The organism is Salinicola sp. MH3R3-1 (assembly GCF_001937155.1).
In the GTDB taxonomy this organism is placed as follows: Bacteria; Pseudomonadota; Gammaproteobacteria; order Pseudomonadales; family Halomonadaceae; genus Salinicola; species Salinicola halophyticus.
Genome location: NZ_MSDP01000015.1, coordinates 100,982 through 118,321, shown reverse-complemented (window position 1 = coordinate 118,321; position 17,340 = coordinate 100,982). Strand labels below are relative to the sequence as shown.

At 62.2% G+C, this 17,340-nt stretch carries 20 protein-coding genes; 11 read left to right on the top strand and 9 right to left on the bottom strand.

Annotated elements, in window-relative coordinates; all coding sequences use genetic code 11:
• The 10 genes from flgC (at nt 1) to flgL (ending at nt 10,327) form a co-directional block, all read left to right on the top strand.
• Nucleotides 1–411, top strand: a complete 411-nt coding sequence (gene flgC, locus BTW08_RS09965) for a flagellar basal body rod protein FlgC (protein WP_075562371.1) — start codon at nt 1–3, stop codon at nt 409–411.
• Nucleotides 412–469: 58 nt separating this feature from the next.
• Nucleotides 470–1,174 (top strand): flagellar hook assembly protein FlgD, encoded by a 705-nt coding sequence (locus BTW08_RS09960; protein WP_075562370.1) that lies wholly within the window; start codon nt 470–472, stop codon nt 1,172–1,174.
• 64 nt (nt 1,175–1,238) lie between these two features.
• The gene (gene flgE / locus BTW08_RS09955; RefSeq protein WP_075562369.1) at nt 1,239–2,531 is read left to right on the top strand and encodes a flagellar hook protein FlgE; all 1,293 of its coding nucleotides are present in this window, start codon (nt 1,239–1,241) and stop codon (nt 2,529–2,531) included.
• A 179-nt stretch (nt 2,532–2,710) separates the two neighbouring features.
• Nucleotides 2,711–3,478, top strand: a complete 768-nt coding sequence (locus tag BTW08_RS09950) for a flagellar basal body rod protein FlgF (protein ID WP_075562368.1) — start codon at nt 2,711–2,713, stop codon at nt 3,476–3,478.
• Between the two features lie 42 nt (nt 3,479–3,520).
• Complete coding sequence (flgG, locus tag BTW08_RS09945; protein ID WP_075562367.1) at nt 3,521–4,303, top strand: flagellar basal-body rod protein FlgG; 783 nt, start codon at nt 3,521–3,523, stop codon at nt 4,301–4,303.
• A 40-nt stretch (nt 4,304–4,343) separates the two neighbouring features.
• Nucleotides 4,344–5,015, top strand: a complete 672-nt coding sequence (locus tag BTW08_RS09940) for a flagellar basal body L-ring protein FlgH (RefSeq protein WP_075562366.1) — start codon at nt 4,344–4,346, stop codon at nt 5,013–5,015.
• Nucleotides 5,016–5,020: 5 nt separating this feature from the next.
• Nucleotides 5,021–6,172: a flagellar basal body P-ring protein FlgI gene (locus BTW08_RS09935; protein WP_075562365.1), complete on the top strand. Its 1,152-nt coding sequence runs from the start codon at nt 5,021–5,023 to the stop codon at nt 6,170–6,172.
• Nucleotides 6,172–7,257 carry a flagellar assembly peptidoglycan hydrolase FlgJ gene (flgJ, locus tag BTW08_RS09930; RefSeq protein WP_075562364.1) on the top strand — a complete coding sequence of 362 codons (1,086 nt, stop codon included), beginning with the start codon at nt 6,172–6,174 and terminating at the stop codon, nt 7,255–7,257. Before BTW08_RS09935 ends, flgJ begins: the two co-directional genes overlap by 1 nt.
• Nucleotides 7,258–7,384: 127 nt before the next feature.
• Entirely contained in the window at nt 7,385–9,013 is a 1,629-nt protein-coding gene (gene flgK, locus BTW08_RS09925) for a flagellar hook-associated protein FlgK (protein WP_075562363.1), read from the top strand.
• Between the two features lie 99 nt (nt 9,014–9,112).
• Nucleotides 9,113–10,327, top strand: a complete 1,215-nt coding sequence (flgL, locus tag BTW08_RS09920) for a flagellar hook-associated protein FlgL (protein WP_075562362.1) — start codon at nt 9,113–9,115, stop codon at nt 10,325–10,327.
• 227 nt (nt 10,328–10,554) lie between these two features.
• On the opposite strand, the gene fliR is transcribed toward flgL, so the two are convergent.
• From fliR to BTW08_RS09880, 8 genes are all read right to left on the bottom strand, one after another.
• Nucleotides 10,555–11,346 carry a flagellar biosynthetic protein FliR gene (fliR, locus tag BTW08_RS09915; protein WP_075562361.1) on the bottom strand — a complete coding sequence of 264 codons (792 nt, stop codon included), beginning with the start codon at nt 11,344–11,346 and terminating at the stop codon, nt 10,555–10,557.
• A 16-nt stretch (nt 11,347–11,362) separates the two neighbouring features.
• The gene (gene fliQ, locus BTW08_RS09910) at nt 11,363–11,632 is read right to left on the bottom strand and encodes a flagellar biosynthesis protein FliQ (RefSeq protein ID WP_075562360.1); all 270 of its coding nucleotides are present in this window, start codon (nt 11,630–11,632) and stop codon (nt 11,363–11,365) included.
• Nucleotides 11,633–11,679: 47 nt separating this feature from the next.
• Nucleotides 11,680–12,414, bottom strand: a complete 735-nt coding sequence (gene fliP / locus BTW08_RS09905) for a flagellar type III secretion system pore protein FliP (protein ID WP_246837693.1) — start codon at nt 12,412–12,414, stop codon at nt 11,680–11,682.
• A 98-nt stretch (nt 12,415–12,512) separates the two neighbouring features.
• Nucleotides 12,513–12,947, bottom strand: a complete 435-nt coding sequence (gene fliO, locus BTW08_RS09900) for a flagellar biosynthetic protein FliO (protein WP_075562359.1) — start codon at nt 12,945–12,947, stop codon at nt 12,513–12,515.
• Nucleotides 12,944–13,504 carry a flagellar motor switch protein FliN gene (gene fliN, locus BTW08_RS09895; protein WP_139313623.1) on the bottom strand — a complete coding sequence of 187 codons (561 nt, stop codon included), beginning with the start codon at nt 13,502–13,504 and terminating at the stop codon, nt 12,944–12,946. The genes fliO and fliN overlap by 4 nt, the downstream gene beginning before the upstream one ends.
• Nucleotides 13,497–14,507, bottom strand: coding sequence for a flagellar motor switch protein FliM (gene fliM, locus BTW08_RS09890; RefSeq protein ID WP_075562358.1), 1,011 nt, complete (start codon nt 14,505–14,507; stop codon nt 13,497–13,499). Before fliM ends, fliN begins: the two co-directional genes overlap by 8 nt.
• 18 nt (nt 14,508–14,525) lie before the next feature.
• Nucleotides 14,526–14,996, bottom strand: a complete 471-nt coding sequence (fliL, locus tag BTW08_RS09885; RefSeq protein WP_245392142.1) for a flagellar basal body-associated protein FliL — start codon at nt 14,994–14,996, stop codon at nt 14,526–14,528.
• A 224-nt stretch (nt 14,997–15,220) separates the two neighbouring features.
• Nucleotides 15,221–16,447 (bottom strand): flagellar hook-length control protein FliK, encoded by a 1,227-nt coding sequence (locus BTW08_RS09880; RefSeq protein WP_075562356.1) that lies wholly within the window; start codon nt 16,445–16,447, stop codon nt 15,221–15,223.
• 64 nt (nt 16,448–16,511) lie between these two features.
• On the opposite strand from BTW08_RS09880, the gene BTW08_RS18930 reads away from it, so the two are divergent.
• Nucleotides 16,512–16,862, top strand: coding sequence for a hypothetical protein (locus tag BTW08_RS18930; protein WP_075562355.1), 351 nt, complete (start codon nt 16,512–16,514; stop codon nt 16,860–16,862).
• Here the strand turns inward: BTW08_RS18930 and fliJ are convergent.
• Nucleotides 16,838–17,293, bottom strand: coding sequence for a flagellar export protein FliJ (gene fliJ, locus BTW08_RS09870; RefSeq protein ID WP_139313622.1), 456 nt, complete (start codon nt 17,291–17,293; stop codon nt 16,838–16,840). The genes BTW08_RS18930 and fliJ overlap by 25 nt on opposite strands.
• Nucleotides 17,294–17,340 lie beyond the last annotated feature (47 nt).

Below are 17,340 nucleotides of genomic sequence, written 5' to 3'. Positions count from 1 at the left end.
ATGTCGATGTTCAGTGTATTCGAGATTTCCGGTTCGGCGCTGTCGGCCAATTCACAGCGCATGAACGTAACCGCCAGCAACCTGGCCAATGCCGACAGCGTCGCTGGGCCTGACGGACAGCCGTACCACGCCCGGCAAGTGATGTTTCAGGCGATGAGCCAGCAGGATGGCAGCGCGGGCGGGGTGCGGGTCAACGGGGTCGTCGAGGACGACACCACGCCGATGCGCATGGATTATCGTCCCGGACATCCCTTGGCCAATGACGAGGGCTATGTGCAGATGCCCAACGTCGATCCGGTCAACGAGATGGTCGACATGATCGCCGCCTCTCGCTCTTATCAGGCCAACGTCGAGGTCATGAATACCGCCAAGACGTTGATGACCAAAACACTCACGATCGGCGAAGGCTGATCGATGCGGCCCATGTCAGGTCGGGTCGTATCCAGTCGGATCACATCAAGGAGACGTCATGTCCAGTCCGGTGATCGGTAGCAGCACGCTTGCCAATATCAATGGCGCGGCCGCCAAAAGCAGTACCACGGGAGTCGATTCCGGCAGCGAACTCAATGATCGCTTCATGACGCTACTCGTCACGCAGTTGAAGAACCAGGATCCGACCAGTCCGATGGAAAACTCGGACATGACCGCGCAGCTGGCGCAGATCAATACCGTCAGCGGTATCGAGAAGCTCAACGACAGCCTGTCCGCCATCACCGACCAGATCGATGCGGGACAAGCCTTGCAGGCCACGGCCTTGATCGGGCAGGGCGTGATGGTGCCGGGCAACGAGATTCTGGTCGGAGCATCCGAGGAATCCAGCAGCGATGTCGTTACAACGCCGATCGGCGTTGAGCTGGACAGCGCTGTCGAAGATCTTCAGGTCGATATCCGCGGTGCCAGTGGCGAAATCATCGACAGCTTCTCGACCGGGCCGCTGGAAGCCGGCGTGCATAGCTTCACCTGGGATGGAAAATTGGCCGATGGCACAAGCGCCACTACCAATAGTACTTACACGGCTTCCCTCACCGGAACCGTGGGAGACGAGACATACGCACCGACGACCCTGAATTACGCTCTCGTCAACGGCGTGATTCAGGGCGCGAATGGCGCTCAACTCGACTTGGGATACGCTCAGGATCCCGTGGCGCTCTCGGAAGTGCGTCAGATTCTCTGAGTGAGATCAGTAGCGACAAAAAACCGTTCTAGCTTACGCAACCGATAAACGCAGAGGATCAGTCATGGGCTTTTCACAGGCATTGAGCGGCGTCAACGCCGCGTCTCAGCAGTTGGATGTCATCGGCAACAACATTTCCAACTCTCAGACCAAAGGCTTCAAGAGCGGGTCGGTGCAGTTCTCCGATGTCTTCGCCAACAGCGCCGTGGGTCTGGGGACTCGGGTTTCCGGTGTGCTGCAAGACTTCGGTACCGGCAGTCTGGAAGCTACCGGGCGCAACCTGGATGTCGCCATTAGCGGCGACGGTTTCCTGCGTTTTCAGCAGGAAGGCGAGGTCGGCTATTCGCGCAACGGCCAGTTGACGATGACCGCCGACGGTTATCTGGAAAATGCTCAGGGCGCGCGGCTGATGGGCTATGGCCTGGCCGATGCGGGTGACGTCAATTCCGGCGTCGTGGTCGGCGGCCAGCCGCAGGTGCTCAACATCCCGGCGTCGGATATGCCGGCGAGCGCTACCGGCGCCACCGGCACGGGGATCAACATCCAGCTCAATCTGGATGCGTCCACGGTTGCCGACGAGTCTTCCACGGCGGTTCTCTATAACAGTCTCGCTGCCAAGACGGCTGAAGACACCGCAGAGCAGACCACCGTTCCCTACAACTACTCGACGAGTTTCACGGTCTACGATTCCCAGGGCGAGCAGCACAACGCCACGCTTTATTTCCAGAAGACCGACGATAACGCCTGGAGCGCGCGTACCGCGCTGGATGGCGTGGTGACGGATCAGGAATTCCCGGTGACGTTCGACAATGACGGCAAGCTGGCGACGATCGACGGTGCTGACGCAACGGCCAACCCCGTCGACTGGCCGACGCTGGCTTTCGGTGCCAATGAACTCGGCGATGGTGTCGACCCGGTCAACGCCACGTTCAACATGGCGGGCAGCACCCAGTTCTCCAACGACTCAACGGTCAAGAGCCTGGCGCAGGATGGCTATGGTTCCGGTGCCCTGGTCGGCATCAGCTTCGCCGATGACGGCTCCGTCGTGGGCAGCTATGCCAACGAGAAGACCGTCAATCTGGGCCAGATCGCGCTGGCGACCTTCCGTAACCCCGAGGGTCTGTCACCGTCCGGCGGCAACCTGTTCGCGGCGACGGCGACCTCGGGTAATGAACTGCTGGGAACCGCAGGTACCGGCACGCTGGGATCGATCGAGTCCGAGACGCTCGAGGCCTCCAACGTCGATCTGACGCAGGAGCTGGTCAACCTGATCATTGCGCAGCGCAACTATCAGGCCAACACCAACTCGATTCGCACCCAGTCCGAGGTGATGGATCAGGTCGCGCAGCTGCGCTGATAGTTCTGTTGCCAACACACTGGCGTTGCCGGTCGCGATGTGACCGGCAACGACCTTGCTTCGATAGACTTCGCTTCGAAAGACCTCACTTCGACAGACCTGATGCGAAAGCTCTGGTCCGAAAGGCGCTGACTTGAAAGGCACTGACTTGAAAGGCACTGACCTGAAAGGCACTGGGCATGGATAGAATTCTCTACACCGCCGGCGGTGGCGCGAGCCAGACCATGGCGCAGCAGTCGGTGGTCAACAACAACCTGGCCAACGTCAGCACGCCGGGATTTCGCGGCGAGCTGATGGCGCTTCGCGCGGTGCCGGTAGAGGGCGAAGCGCGCCTGCCGACACGTGTTGCCTCGATGATGACCACGCCGGGCGCGGACTTCACGCCGGGCAACATCAACACGACCGGACGCAGCCTCGACGTTGCCCTGCAAGGGGACGATACCTGGCTGGCCGTACAGTCCCCGGATGGCGGCGAAGCCTATACCCGGCGCGGTGATCTGCAGGTCGACTCGACCGGTTTGCTGACCTCGCTCGGCAACCCTGTGCTCTCGGACAACGGTCAGGCGATCGTGGTACCGCTCGGCGGCGATGTGACGATCGCGGCCGACGGCTCGATCAGCGTGCTGGAGCCGGGTCAGAATCCCGATGCCGTGGCCCCGTTGGCGCGCCTCAAGATGGTGGCGCCGGGCAACGACAACCTGGTGCGCGGCGAAGACGGGCTGTTTCGCATGACGCCGGCGCAAGGTCAGGACATCGCGGCGCCGATACCCGCCGACGATACACGGCGCCTGGTTCCCGGTGCGCTCGAAGGCAGTAACGTGACCGCCACCGATGCGATGATCTCGATGATCGACAGCGCCCGTCGTTACGACATGCACATGAAGGTGATCGAAAGCGCGGACGAGAACGAGCAACGCGCCAACAGTCTGCTTTCTCTGACCAGCTGATGCCAGCCGCCGCGCTAGCTCACCGATAATAGGGTTTCTCTCATGATCAAGTCTTTATGGACGGCCAAGACGGGGCTGGAGTCGCAGCAGGTCAAGCTGGACGTGATTTCCAACAACCTGGCCAACGTCTCGACCAACGGCTTCAAGCGCTCTCGCGCGGTGTTCGAAGACCTGCTGTACCAGAACGTGCGTCAGCCCGGTGCCCAGTCTTCGGTAGTCGACACGCTGCCCTCGGGCATGCAGGTCGGTACTGGTGTGCGTCCGGTCGCTACCGAACGGTTACATACGCAAGGCGGACTGCAGAACACCGAGAACTCCCGCGACCTGGCAATCAACGGCAAGGGCTTCTTCGCCGTGCAGATGCCGGACGGCACCACCGGCTATACCCGCGATGGCAGTTTCCAGGTCAACGAAAACGGCCAGCTGGTGACCGCCGGCGGCTATCCGGTCGATCCGCCGATCGTGATTCCGCAGAATGCGCTGTCGATCAGCGTGAGCCAGGACGGCGCCGTCTCCGTTACTCAACCCGGCACGTCGCAGAGCAACGAAGTCGGGCAGATGATGCTCTCTACCTTCATCAATCCGACCGGGCTTCAGAGCATCGGCCAGAACCTGTATCTGGAGACCGATGCGTCGGGGCCGCGTACCGATCTCAACCCGGGGCTGGATGGTGCCGGCAAGCTTTATCAGGGCTATGTCGAAACCTCCAACGTCAACGTGGTGGAGGAAATGGTCAGCATGATCGAGACGCAGCGTGCCTACGAGATCAACAGCAAGGCCGTCGAAACATCCGATCAGATGCTGCAGCGTCTGACCCAGCTATAACCGAGGAAGACGCGTGTCGCCGAACCTGGAACTAGGCCCGATGTGGCGCAGGATGATGATGTTGGTCGGCCTCTCTCTGGCGCTGATCGTCTCCGGCTGCGCCCAGATTCCCCGCCACTCCGTGGTCGAGGATTCGGCGCCGGTGGAGATACCTTCGACGCCGCCGGTGCAGGCCAACGGTTCGATCTATCAGGCCAGATTCGGCTTTCAACCGCTATTCGAGGACCGCCGCCCGCGTCAGGTCGGCGACATCATCACCATCGTGCTCGATGAACAGGTCAGTGCCAGCAAGAATTCGGCGGCCAATGCGACCCGCAATGGCTCCACCTCTTTCACACCGACGACGGTGCCTGATGCGCTCGATTTTCTCGAAAAGTACGGTACCGACCTCGAAGGCGAGAATGTCTTCAACGGTTCGGGCGGCGCCAACGCCAACAACACCTTCACCGGCACCATTACCGTGACCGTCTACGATCTGCTGGCCAACGGCAATCTCAAGGTGCGTGGCGAGAAGCAGATCGCGATCAATCAGGGCACCGAGTACATCCGGTTTTCCGGCGTGGTCAATCCCCGGGCGATCAGCGGTGCCAACACCGTGCAGTCGACCCAGGTGGCCGATGCCCGCATCGAATATATCGGTGATGGGTATATCAACGAAGCGCAGACCATGGGTTGGCTGCAGCGTTTCTTCCTCAACATTTCGCCTTTCTGATGCCTATGTCTCTTTCGTTCCCGTCGCCGGATCCGCGCTGTCCGTCACGCCGATCACCGCTGGCGACAATCGTGCTGCTGTTGGCGGTCCTGCTGTTCAGCGTGAGTGCCCAGGCGCAGCGTATTCAGGATCTCGCCAACTTTTCCGGCGTGCGTGACAACCCGCTGGTCGGCTACGGCCTGGTCGTTGGCCTGGACGGTACCGGTGACCAGACCACCCAGGCACCGTTTACCGGTCAGAGTGTCACCAACCTGCTGTCGCAGCTGGGCGTCACGATCCCCGCTGGCACCAACATGCAGCTGCGCAACGTGGCGGCGGTCATGGTCACCGCCAAGCTGCCACCGTTCTCGCGTCAGGGGCAGGAGATCGATGTCACCGTCTCATCGGTCGGCAATGCCGATAGCATTCGTGGCGGGACGCTTTTGATGACGCCGCTGAAGGGGGCCGACGGCCGTGTCTATGCGCTGGCCCAGGGCAATGTCTATGTCGGTGGTGCCGGCGCCGAGGCCGCAGGCAGCAGCGTTTCCGTCAATCATCTGGCGGCGGGACGCATTCCGGGCGGGGGGCTGGTCGAGCAGGAAGTCCCGATGCGCCTGGGCGACGCCAACGGTACGCTGGATCTGTTCCTCAAGGATTCCGATTTCGAGAACGCCCGGCGGATGGTGGCGGCAATCAATCAGGAGTTCGGTGCGCCGGTGGCCGCCGCGCTCGACGGTCGCACGGTCCAGCTAAAGTTGCCGGGCAATGACAATGATCGGGTCAACTTCCTGGCGCGAGTACAGGGCGTGAACGTCACCACCGAACGCGGCCCGGCCAAGGTCATCCTCAATGCGCGTACCGGCTCGGTGGTGCTGTCCGATACCGTGACGCTCAATCGTGCCGCCGTGGCTCACGGCAACCTGTCGATCGTTATCGATTCCAATCCGCAGGTCAGCCAGCCCAACGCGCTGTCCGGCGGAAATACCGTGGTCGTGCCCAATGCCGATATCACCGTGCAGCAGGAGGGCGGCGCATTGCAGATAGTTCAGACCAGCGCCGACCTGATGGAGGTGGTCAATGCCTTGAACGCGCTGGGGGCATCGCCGCAGGATCTGATGTCGATTCTGCAGGCGTTGAAGTCGGCCGGCTCGCTCAATGCCGAACTGGATATCATCTGATGGCGATGAGCAACGATCTCTCGGGGCAGTTCGCGCTTGATGTCCATAGCGTACAGAAACTCAAGTACAGCGCTGCCAACTCGCCGCAGGGCAGTCTCAAGGAGGCTTCGCGTCAGTTCGAGGCGATCTTCCTGCAGATGATGCTCAAGAGCATGCGCGACGCCAGTCCCAAATCCGGACTGCTGGAGAGCCATCAGATGGACATGATGCGCTCGATGCAGGATCAGCAATGGGCGCAGCAGCTCGCGGGCAAGGGCCTGGGGCTCGCCGATCAGCTGGTTCAGCAGCTCGAAGGCAGCGGGCTGCCGGGAACCGCGGCGCTTCCGGGAGCCAGCACGGCCGACGACAGCTCGGCGCTGATTGCCGGTATCCCGAGAGGGACGCCGCGCCTGCTGCATGGCGGTCTGCGTACGCCCGGATTCGTGCCGAACGCTTCGGAACGCGCCTCGGCCGGCTTCGAGTCCGACGCACTCGGCTCGGCGGCGACTGCCGCGAACTCCACACCTTCAGCGTCGGCGACGAGCGAATCCGACGATCGCCCGGCTCACGTTCGCGCTTTCCTGGACAGTCTGGCCGGGCCCGCCCAGCAGGCCGAGCAGTCATCGGGTGTGCCCGCCGAGCTGATCCTCGCTCAGGCCGCACTCGAAACCGGCTGGGGCCAGCGAGAGATCCCCACCGCCAATGGCGGCAACAGTCATAACCTTTTCGGCATCAAGGCCGGCCAGTCCTGGCAGGGCGCCACCACCGAGATCACCACCACCGAGTATGTCGCCGGGCGGCCGATCAAGATGGCCGATCGCTTCCGGGTCTATGACTCCTATGCCGAGGCGTTCGCCGATTACGCCAAGCTGATTGGTGACAATCCGCGTTATCAGGGCGTGGTCGCGGCGGCGTCGCCCGACGTGGCAGCGCAGGCATTGCAGCAGGGCGGCTATGCCACCGATCCGCGTTACGCCGACAAACTTCGCGGGATCATGGCGCAGCTGGGTACGCTCGAATCCTCGGCAGGTAGCGATCGGTTGGCCGCGTCCAGCCGCGTCAATAACCCTTTCGGCCCCGACGCACTGCCCACTGCCATCTTCTGATCGGCGGTAACAATTCGTTGCGAAATCACGCCTTGGAAGGTTCAAGAAGTGACGGGCGCCGCCGATAAAAATCATGACCTTGCATGGACATCGCCCGGATTGACTCGGCGTTTCACGGGAAAGCGATATGAGCCTGTATTCGATTGGCCTTAGTGGTTTGAGCGCGGCGCAGAACGCGCTGTCGACCACCAGCAATAACATCAGCAACGTCTATACCGACGGCTACAGCCGCCAGTTGACGCTGCTGGGACAGAATGGCAGTGGCGATGCGGCCGGCGGTTCCGGTGTCAGCGTCGACGGCATTCAACGTCAGTACAATGGCTATATCAGCTCGCAGCTCAATCAGGTCAACAGCCAGCAGTCGGCGCTGGAAACCTATCAAAGCCAGGTCAACCAGGTCGACGACCTGTTGGCAGATAGCGATTCCGGTCTGACCACGCTGATGCAGGGCTTCTTTTCCAGCGTCGAGGATCTGACCGGCGCGCCTGCGGATGCGGCGGCGCGAGAGGGCGTGTTGGGCAGCTCGCGCAGCATGGTGGCTCAGTTTCGCGCCTATGACAGCTATCTTGGCGATATGCGCGAGGGCATCAATGGCCAGATCGGCGACGTGGTCACCCAGGTCAACAACCTGAGCGATCAGATCGCCGGTCTCAACAAGCAGGTCACGCTGGCGCGGGCGCGAAGCGGCGAAGAGCCCAACGCGCTGCTGGACCAGCGCGACAAGCTGGTCAGCGACCTCGGCGAGCTGGTCGATGTCAACGTCCAGGTCCAGGATGGCTCGACCTATCAGGTGTCGCTGTCCAACGGGATGCCGCTGGTCGCCGGTAACAAGTCGTTCGATCTCGTCGCGGTCAAGAACAGCGATGACCCCTCCAGCGTCACGATCGCCTACGAGGATGGCGCCGGCTCGCAGTCGCCGCTCAAGGAGTCGGTCATCAAGGGTGGCGAGCTGGGCGGGATGATGAGCTTTCGCCGCGAAACGCTGGATAACGCCCAGAACCAGCTCGGCCAGTTGGCGGTGACCCTGGCATCAAGTTTCAACGCGCAGCATGAAGCCGGCGTCGATCTCAACGGTGATGAGGGCGAGGCGTTCTTCGATATCGGCAGTCCCACCATCGTCAGCCGTTCGACCAATAACGGCAGTGGTTCGATGTCCGCCGAATATGGCGATATCAGCCAACTGACATCGGATGATTATCGCCTGACCTATCAGGCCAATGGCTCCTACTCGGTCGAAAATCTGAGTAGCGGCGATACCAGTACTGTCTCTCCAGAGGATGGCACGTTATCCGTTGGCGGGGTAACGCTGACACTCGAGGGTAACCCGGCCGAGGGGGATGTCTTCACGCTGCAGCCCACCCGCAACGCGGCCGCCGGATTCGATGTGGCGTTGAGCGATACCAGCAAGATCGCCGCCGCCGATGGTGACAGCGGTGGCAGCGGCGACAACCGCAACGCCTTGGCGCTGCTGGACCTGCAGAATCAGAAGCTGGTGGGTGGCAGTGCCACGCTCAGCGGCGGCTATGCCGCGATGGTCAGCGATGTCGGCAACCGTGCCGCGATCACCCAGGCCAACCTCACCACGCAAGAGGGGCTGAGCGATCAGCTCTACGCCTATCAGCAGGCCGACTCCGGCGTGAATCTGGACGAGGAGTACGCCAACCTGATGCAGTATCAGCAGTACTACTCGGCCAACGCCAAGATCATCGAAGCGGGTTCGACCATCCTGGATACGATCTTGAATCTGCGCGCTTAAAAAGCCGCCGAACGTCGTGATTGTGAAGCGTCGTTATTGAACAGCTATTGATCGCGCCTTTTATCGTGGCGCCATCGAGGCATCATCGAGGAGAGTGCCGTGCGTGTCAGCACCGTAATGATGTTCGAGCGCAGTGTCAGCTCGATGAACCGCCAGCAGAGCGCCTTCATGGAAGTCGGCGAACAGATCGCGTCCGGTAAGCGCGTCGTGCGTCCGTCCGATGACCCGCAGGCCGCCTCGCGTGCCGTCGGCGTGTCGCAGTCGCTGGCCAGCAATAGCCAGCAGAGCGATAGCCGCGTGACCGTGCGTAACTCCCTGAGCCAGGAAGAGAGCGTTCTCAATAGCGTTTCCGACTCCCTGACCCGGGCCAAGGAGTTGATGGTTCAAGCCGGCAACGGCACGCTGAGTGATGCCGACCGGCAGTCGATGTCCACGGAATTGCGCGGCGTCTACGAGGCACTGCTGGGCCAGGCGAACTCCACCGACGGTAACGGCAGCCATCTCTTCGGCGGTTATCAGGACGGGGCCGCACCGTTCGTCAAGGATGCCACCGGCGCGGTGCAGTACGAAGGTTCCGACCAGGTGCGTCAGCAGAAGGTAGACTCCTCGCGGCTAATGGAAGTGGGCAATACCGGCACCGATGTCTTCCAGACCGTCGCTGCCGGGTCCGGTTACGTGGCCAAGGCCGACACGAGTAATGCCGGCAGCCTCACCTTCACCGGCCCACAGGTCACCGACACCACCGCCGACGGCTATGGCGACAGCTACGCCATCTCGTTCGATGACAACGGCGACGGAACCTTCGAGTATACGATCAATGGTGGCCCTGAAGATGGCACAACGGGCACCTATGACGGCTCCAGCGCCACGCTGGAATTCGGTGGTGTCCGTCTGACGCTTGAAGGCGCGCCCGAGGACGGCGACTCGCTCGCGGTGGGTACGGCGCAGAGCATGGATCCGGACGTCTTCACTACCTTCGAGAACATGCTCTCGGCGCTGGAGAATCCGCTCGATTCCGACGCCGACAAAGCGGCTTTCGCCAATACGCTGTCGACCTCCAGTCGGGAGATGGACAACGCGCTGGACAACGTGCTGACCGTGCGCGCATCCGTCGGGGCGCGGCTCAACGAGCTGGACACCCTCGACACCGTGGGTAGCGACCGTAAAATCAGCTACACCCAGACCCAGAGCGATCTGATCGATCTGGATTACACCACCGCCATTTCCGACTACGTGCTACGTCAGGTAGGGTTGCAGGCGTCGCAGAAAGCCTTCGTCGATCTACAGGGGACCTCGCTGTTCGATCTGATGTGAGATTCGGTGTCCATGTTAGTCGGGCCAGGCCGGGGTCGGTCGGTGGGCACGACACGAGAGAGGGGCGTATTCATCTGGATGCGCCTCTCTTTTTCGTTCGAGTGTCATGCAACGCGAATGGGTCGAAAAACGTCAGGGTCGAAGCGCGTCAGGGATCGAAAAGCGCGGGCTGACGCGAAACCGAATGTCGATGCCGGGCTTTACCCTCGAATCACCCAGCCACCGAGTCAGGACGAGCCGGCCATCTGCTCGATCATGCCCTGCATGAAACGGAGCTGCGTATTGAACAGGCCGCTCCAGAAACCACCCAGATCCGGAATCAAGGCAGTGATAAGCACCAGGCCAGCGGTCAAGGTCATGGGAAAGCCCACCGAGAAGATCGACAGCTGAGGCGAGGCGCGGTTGAGAATGCCCAGCGAGAGATTGATCAGCAGCAGAGCGGTGATGATGGGGATAGCCATCAGCAGGCCGGAAGAGAAGATCGTGCCGCCCCAGCGGGCCAGCGTCTCGGCGAAACTGGCATCGATCGAGGTCGAACCGATCGGCAACATCTCGAACGTCCAGGCCAGAATTTCGATGGTGACCAGATGCCCGTTCATGGCCAGGAACATCAGCAGCGTCACCACCTCCAGCAGGCGTGATAGCACCATCGTGTTGGTGCCGGCATCCGGCTGATAGAACGTGGCGAACCCCAGGCCCATCTGCATGCTGATGAATTCACCGGCCGTCTGGACCACCGCGATCATCACCCGCAGTACCAGCCCCATGGCTACGCCGATCAGGATCTGTTGCAGCATCAGACCGAAGCTTTCCAGTGAAAACAGCGGGATCTCCGGCATCGGCGGCAGCGTCGGAGCAATGGCGATGGCAATGCTGGCACCAAACAGCGCCTTGACCGGGGTCGGCACGCTGGGAAGGCTCCATAGCGGCGAGGCCATGAAGAAGGCAAGAATGCGCACCGTGGGCCAGAAGAACAGCTGAAGCCAGCCCAGCCAATGGGCGGAAGTGATGTCGATCATCGCGGGCGTTGCCGCCTCAGCTCACCATCATGGGAATATTCTGCAGCAGCTCCCGGGTGAAATTGACCAGCAGCTGAATCATCCACGCTCCCGACACGATCAACATGGCGAAGACGCCCAGGATCTTGGGAATGAACGACAGCGTCATTTCGTTGATCTGGGTCGCGGCCTGAAACAGGCTGACCAGCAGGCCGATCAGGAGCGCGGTCAGCAGCAGCGGGGCGGCCATCATCAGGGTCACTTTCATGCCCTGATAGGCCATGCTCATTACCATTTCCGGGGACACTGTTCACCTCCGTGCGGTGGCGGCTAACCCTCGACGCCGCCAGCCGTTCAAGAAAGATAGAAGCTCTGGGTCAGCGAGCCGATCAGAAGCTGCCAGCCGTCGACGAGGACGAACAGCATCAGCTTGAAGGGCAGGGAAATCGTCGCCGGTGGCACCATCATCATCCCCAGTGCCATCAGCACACTGGCGACGACCAGATCGATGATCAGAAACGGAATGAAGATCGTGAAGCCGATCTGGAACGCCGTCTTCAGTTCGCTGGTCACGTAAGCGGGAACCAGGATGCGCATCGGCACGTCTTCCGGGCCCTGCATCTCACCGACATCGGCAATCCGGGCGAACATCGCCAGATCGGCCTGGCGGGTCTGCGCGAACATGAACTCGCGAAAGGGTTGGCTACCCCGGTCGAGGGCTTCCTCCAGCGATATCTGTTCGGCCGAGAACGGTTGCCAGGCCTCGTCGTAAACCCGGTCCAGCACCGGCGACATGATGAAGAAGGTCAGGAACAGGGCGAGCCCCAGCAGCACCTGGGTGGGCGGCGCGGACGGCGTGGCCATGGCGGTGCGCAACAGGCCCAGCACGATGATGATTCGGGTGAAGCAGGTCATCATCAGCAGCATCGCCGGCAGGAAGGCGAGCGACGACAGAAATAGCAGCGTCTGCAGGCTCAACGACCAGCGTTGCCCACCGTCCGGCATCGGTTCACTGATGATGCCCGGGAGCGCCTGTGCGAGGGCCCCGTGACTGGCCGTCAAAGCTGCCAGTGCCGCCAGCGTCACGATCAGGCCACGGCATTGACGATGACCCCGTCTCGCCGCGGCGATGCGCGTAGCCATGATGCCGGCGGGCGGGGCGGCGACCGCTGCGCCGAAGACGGCCATCAGGAGTCGACCCCGCCACCGTCCCGTGAGCTCCGGCGCTTCAGGGAATCTCGTGCGTTGTGCTTGAGCGCCTGCCCGAAACGGCTGGCGAACGAGCCGACCAGCGGTGACGCCGCGGGGTCTACGGCGGGCGGGGTAGGCGGATCCATGCTGTCCAGCCTGGTCACCTGGCCGCCGCCGACACCCAGCACCAGCCAGCGATCGGCGACCTCGACGATCACCACGCGCTCGCGTTGGCCCACGGGCGTGCTTGCCACGACGCGCAGATGTTGCGTTCCTGCGCGGCGATTGGGGCCGAGGCGCTTCAGCAGCCAGGCGCAACCCAGAATGATCGCGATGACCACGAGCAGCGAGATGGCCGTCTTGCCGATCATCAGCAGACCGATCCCTTCACCGCCCGCGTGGGCTGCCTGCTGGAAGGTGTCGTCTTTCATCGATTCAGTTTTTGGACGCGTTCGGACGGCGTGATGATCTCGGTGATGCGGATGCCGTACTTGTCCTCCACCACGACCACTTCGCCCTGGGCGATGAGATAGCCGTTGATCAGAATGTCCATCGGCTCACCGGCCAACCCATCCAGTTCCACCACCGAACCCTGGGCCAGCTCCAGCAGCTGCTTGATGGTGATGCGCGTTCGTCCCAGTTCCACCGACAGCTTGACCGGGATATCCATGACGACGCCCAGATCCCGCGTCTGGCGCGCGTTGTCGCTGCCTTGATCGAAGGACTGGAACACGCCGATTTCGGCGGCTCGGGACTCGCCTGAGTTCGCGGTGGCGGTAGGCTGGGCGGGTCCCTTGGGCGCGGCCTTGTGAGCGTTGGACTCGGCGGCTTTGGACTCGACGGCGCTGGACTCAGCGGCGTTGGGCTCGGTGGCTTCAGGCTCGACGCCCTGTTCCGCCATGGCTGCCGCCCAGAGATCTTCGGCATCTTCCTGGCTTGCGTTATCGGAAGCTCCCTGCTGGGATCCCGGTTTTTGATCGTCACTCATTGTCAAAGTCCTTCATGGCGGAGTACGTACCATGGTCGATAAGATGCTTCACCCGCAGGGCGCGCTGGCCATGCCGGGTACCGTATTCACAGGCCATGACCGGAACGCCGTCGACGCGCACGCCGAGAGTCTTGGGGAGATCGATGGGCAGAATGTCGCCGACTTCCAGTGCCAGCACGTCACCGATGGTGGAAGATATCTCGGCGAAATCGGCGATCAGTTCGACCTGGGTCTGCTTGATCTCGCCGGCCATCCGCGACTCCCACTGGGTGTCGTCGCTGTCCAGAGCGCCGATCGGACTGGATAGAATGTCCCGGATCGGTTCGATCATGGAAAACGGAATACAGATATTGAAGTCGCTGGCCAGGTTGCCGACCTCGAGATGGAACGTGCTGTTGACGACGATCTCGTTGGGCGAATTGGTGATATTGGCAAAACGGACCTGCATCTCCGAGCGCATGTAGTCGATCTCCAGCGGATAGATCGATTTCCAGGCGTCCTCGTAGCCCTCCAGCGCCAAGGACATCAGGCGCTGAATGATGCGTTGCTCGGTGGCGGTGAATTCCCGGCCATCGGATTTGGTCAGGAATCGACCGTCGCCGCCGAACAGATTGTCCACCACCATGAACACCAGGCCCGGCGGGAACACCAGCAGAGCGGTGCCCTTCAGCGGCTTCAGGCTGATCAGGTTGAGATTGGTGGGCACCGGCAGATTGCGCGCGAATTCGCTGTAGCTCTGATAGCGCACGCCGGACACCGTGATGTCGGCGCTGCGTCGTATCAGGTTGAACAGCGCCATCCGAAAGAGACGCGCGAAACGCTCGTTAATGATGTCCAGCGCCTGCAGTCGCTCGCGAATGACCCGGTGCTGGTTGGCCGGGTCGAACGGTCGGGTTTGACGGCCGCTCTGGGAGTCGTCGGCCGGCTTGTCGTCGTCGCCGCCGCTGACCCCGTTGAGAAGGGCGTCGATCTCTTCCTGCGACAGTAAATCGTCTTGGGACATGATTGGCCTGGCGTCCGCTTACTGCACGATGAAATCGGAAAACAGCACGTCATCGATGGATAACTGGGGCTGCGGCGTGGTGATCGGCTCGTCGAACAGACCGAGAATCTGCTGCTTTATCCGGGTCTTGCCTTCGGGCTTGATCAGCTCTTCCGCACTCTTGCCGGAAAGCAGCATCAGCAGCCGGCTGCGGACTTCCGGCATGTGCTGCTCGAGGAAATCACGGGTTCGTTGGTCGTCGACGCGCAGTGAGAGACCCACGTAGAGCAGACGATCACCGTAATCGCTCTGCAGATTGACCGTGAACGGCTGGATGGTGACGAAGATCGGCACCGGCGGTTCGACCGGCTCGTCCTCGACGACGTCGGTGGTATCGCTGCCACCGCGGGCATCGAGATAGAAATAGACGGCGACCGAACTGGCTACCGCCAGCAGAACGATCAATAGTCCCACCAACATCAGGGTTCGGCTTTTACGGGGTGCGGACATTGCTTCTGCCATTGCGGATTATCTCGGGAAGTTGCTGCGGATTATGCGGGGCGAGGGCTCGTGACGATCGCTGGAAAAGACGCCTTGCGACTTGCCAACTTCCCCTTTCATGCCCCGAAATCTAACGGTGGGCATGGGTTGCCAATGCCGTCGCATAGCGTGGTGATGGCGTGATGTCGCGGCGAACGTTCGCCAATCGCCACCCGTATTATCGGCAGCGCCGGCTAGGCATAAAGGCTGATATTGCCATTCGACCTGAGGTCGACCTGACGGAGAACGGACTCGTCGCCGGTATCGATGGGCGCGGCGGTCAGCAGCGCGCCGCCGGGAACCGAAGCGCCTCGCCGCCGATCATCGCCGGAAGACTGATCCTGAAACTGGTTTTGCTGAAATAACCCCTGATCACCGACCATCGCTTCACCCAGGGCGATGCCGCTATCGGCCAACGCCTGGCGAAGCTGGGGGATCGCCGCCTCGACCGCCGCCCGGACCGGCGCATGAGCCGAGAGGATTTGGAGCTGGGCCTGTTGATCCTGAACCGTCAACGTGACACTCAGCGGCCCCAGATCCTGAGGGTGAAGTCTCAGCGACATCTGTTGATCACCGCGCTGATGCATCTGCAGCACCTGCTGGCCGAAAGAGGCCGGCCACTGGGGCGACTGAACGGCAGTGGTGATGGCGGCCGGCGCTGCCGATGCCGCCGGAGTGGAAGCGCCGGTGGCATTCGAGAGCGAGGCGGTCAGGCTGGCCAGTGAACCGGGATCGGGACGATCGCCGGGTGACGCGCCCGAATTCAGATTGCCGAAGTCGCGATTGCTCGCCAACGTGGCATCGAGCCTGTCACCCGCGGTCAAATCGCCCTGCGGCATGGGCTGACCCGATGACGTGCCAGTGCCCGGCGCGAGATTACCCGGAACGAGATTGCCCGGCACGAGGTTGCCCAGTGATCCCGGCTTGCCGTAGAGATCCGACGAGGCGTCCCCGGTTGCGGCCTGGGAACCGGCGTTGACGCGAGTCGATGCGCCCGGCTGCTGGCTCGCCGCAGCCAGTACCTTCTGGGCGATGCTCGCGAGCTCGCCGGCATGGCCTGTGGGCGCCCCCAACCCGGTCCGCTGGAGCGCGGCCTGGGTTGCGGTCGATCCGCCAGCGGTATTGCCGACGCCGTTCGGCATCGATCCCGCCGATGTCATGTTCAGGGGCAGGGCGGCGAAGAGCGCGGCAAGCCCCTGGGCGTCGGGCGCTGCCGAATCATCGTCGGCCGCCGCGGTATCGGATGCTGTGTTACCAATCTCTTTGCCGCCTGCAAGCTTTTCGAGCGCGGCGTGAAGCCCGGCCATGTCGCCCGTCTCGAGCGACTGCAGAATCTGCTGCGCGTCCGTGGAGGCCGGGTCGGATCCCTGAGAGCCGCCCTGCGCCTGCGGTGATTCCTGCGTCGTTCGCGAGGTCGCCACGTCCGCCGAAGAGGGCGCTGTCGTCTTCTCTCCAGAGGGCGTCTGGCCTGAGGACGTCAGGTCATTGGACGCCTGGCTCGTGTCCGGCTGCGAACTCGCGCCCGATGTGGATGTTGTCGAGGAACGCGGCGCTGGATTCTCGCTGCTGGCGCCGGAACGTTGCGGCTTTCCGGCATTCGCCGTGCGCTGCATGACATCGGCGAACGGCGCGTTGGCCGAGTTCGAGGATGCACTGCTCCGGGCGTCGGTGTTTCGCGCCGAAGAGGAGGACGTCGCAGCGGTAAGAGAGGAGAGTTCCATGGACGATGGCGCCAGAGTGATTATCGTTAAGTTTTTCGATGCAGAGTGGCACCGGACACGAGAACCGGGACCCGTCTTGCGAACAGCCGGCTACCGGTGCGCGCCATCTTGTTGACGACGACGCAACTGCGCTGCCATCTCGTCGCTGTGGCGCTGCTCATGGCGTGACAGCTGGTGGGCCGCTTCGCTCTGCCGTCGGCTATGCAGCGTTTCGTAGGCGTTGAGCTTGCGATGCTCGCCCTGCCAGTGCTGTTTGCCGTTCTCGACACGCGATTGCTGCTCGCCGAGCCGGCGCTGCTGCTGCTCGATCGCGTTATCCAGCGAGCCGATGAACTGCTGATAGTCGCGCCACTGGCTGGAAGAGACGCCTTGCGTCAGGCTGTCGTGCAGCTTGCGCTGATACTCGTCGCGATAGCGCTGAAGCTGAGCCAGCTGATCCTGGGCCTCCTGCTGCTGGCGCTGCAGGTGGCCAAGAGTCTCGACGGCCTTGTCGCTGCTGCGCTGGGCAAGATCTCGAAGCATCTGCATGGCGGGTCTGTTGGCCAAGACGTCACCTCCTGTTCATACCGTGAGTGCGGTGAAGCCCGATACCG

Coding starts and splice junctions, on each gene's coding strand:
- flgC (WP_075562371.1), top strand. CDS start 1: ATGTCGATGTTCAGTGTATTCGAGATTTCCGGTTCGGCGCTGTCGGCC.
- BTW08_RS09960 (WP_075562370.1), top strand. CDS start 470: ATGTCCAGTCCGGTGATCGGTAGCAGCACGCTTGCCAATATCAATGGC.
- flgE (WP_075562369.1), top strand. CDS start 1,239: ATGGGCTTTTCACAGGCATTGAGCGGCGTCAACGCCGCGTCTCAGCAG.
- BTW08_RS09950 (WP_075562368.1), top strand. CDS start 2,711: ATGGATAGAATTCTCTACACCGCCGGCGGTGGCGCGAGCCAGACCATG.
- flgG (WP_075562367.1), top strand. CDS start 3,521: ATGATCAAGTCTTTATGGACGGCCAAGACGGGGCTGGAGTCGCAGCAG.
- BTW08_RS09940 (WP_075562366.1), top strand. CDS start 4,344: ATGTGGCGCAGGATGATGATGTTGGTCGGCCTCTCTCTGGCGCTGATC.
- BTW08_RS09935 (WP_075562365.1), top strand. CDS start 5,021: ATGTCTCTTTCGTTCCCGTCGCCGGATCCGCGCTGTCCGTCACGCCGA.
- flgJ (WP_075562364.1), top strand. CDS start 6,172: ATGGCGATGAGCAACGATCTCTCGGGGCAGTTCGCGCTTGATGTCCAT.
- flgK (WP_075562363.1), top strand. CDS start 7,385: ATGAGCCTGTATTCGATTGGCCTTAGTGGTTTGAGCGCGGCGCAGAAC.
- fliR (WP_075562361.1), bottom strand. CDS start 11,346: ATGATCGACATCACTTCCGCCCATTGGCTGGGCTGGCTTCAGCTGTTC.
- fliO (WP_075562359.1), bottom strand. CDS start 12,947: ATGAAAGACGACACCTTCCAGCAGGCAGCCCACGCGGGCGGTGAAGGG.
- fliN (WP_139313623.1), bottom strand. CDS start 13,504: ATGAGTGACGATCAAAAACCGGGATCCCAGCAGGGAGCTTCCGATAAC.
- fliM (WP_075562358.1), bottom strand. CDS start 14,507: ATGTCCCAAGACGATTTACTGTCGCAGGAAGAGATCGACGCCCTTCTC.
- fliL (WP_245392142.1), bottom strand. CDS start 14,996: ATGTCCGCACCCCGTAAAAGCCGAACCCTGATGTTGGTGGGACTATTG.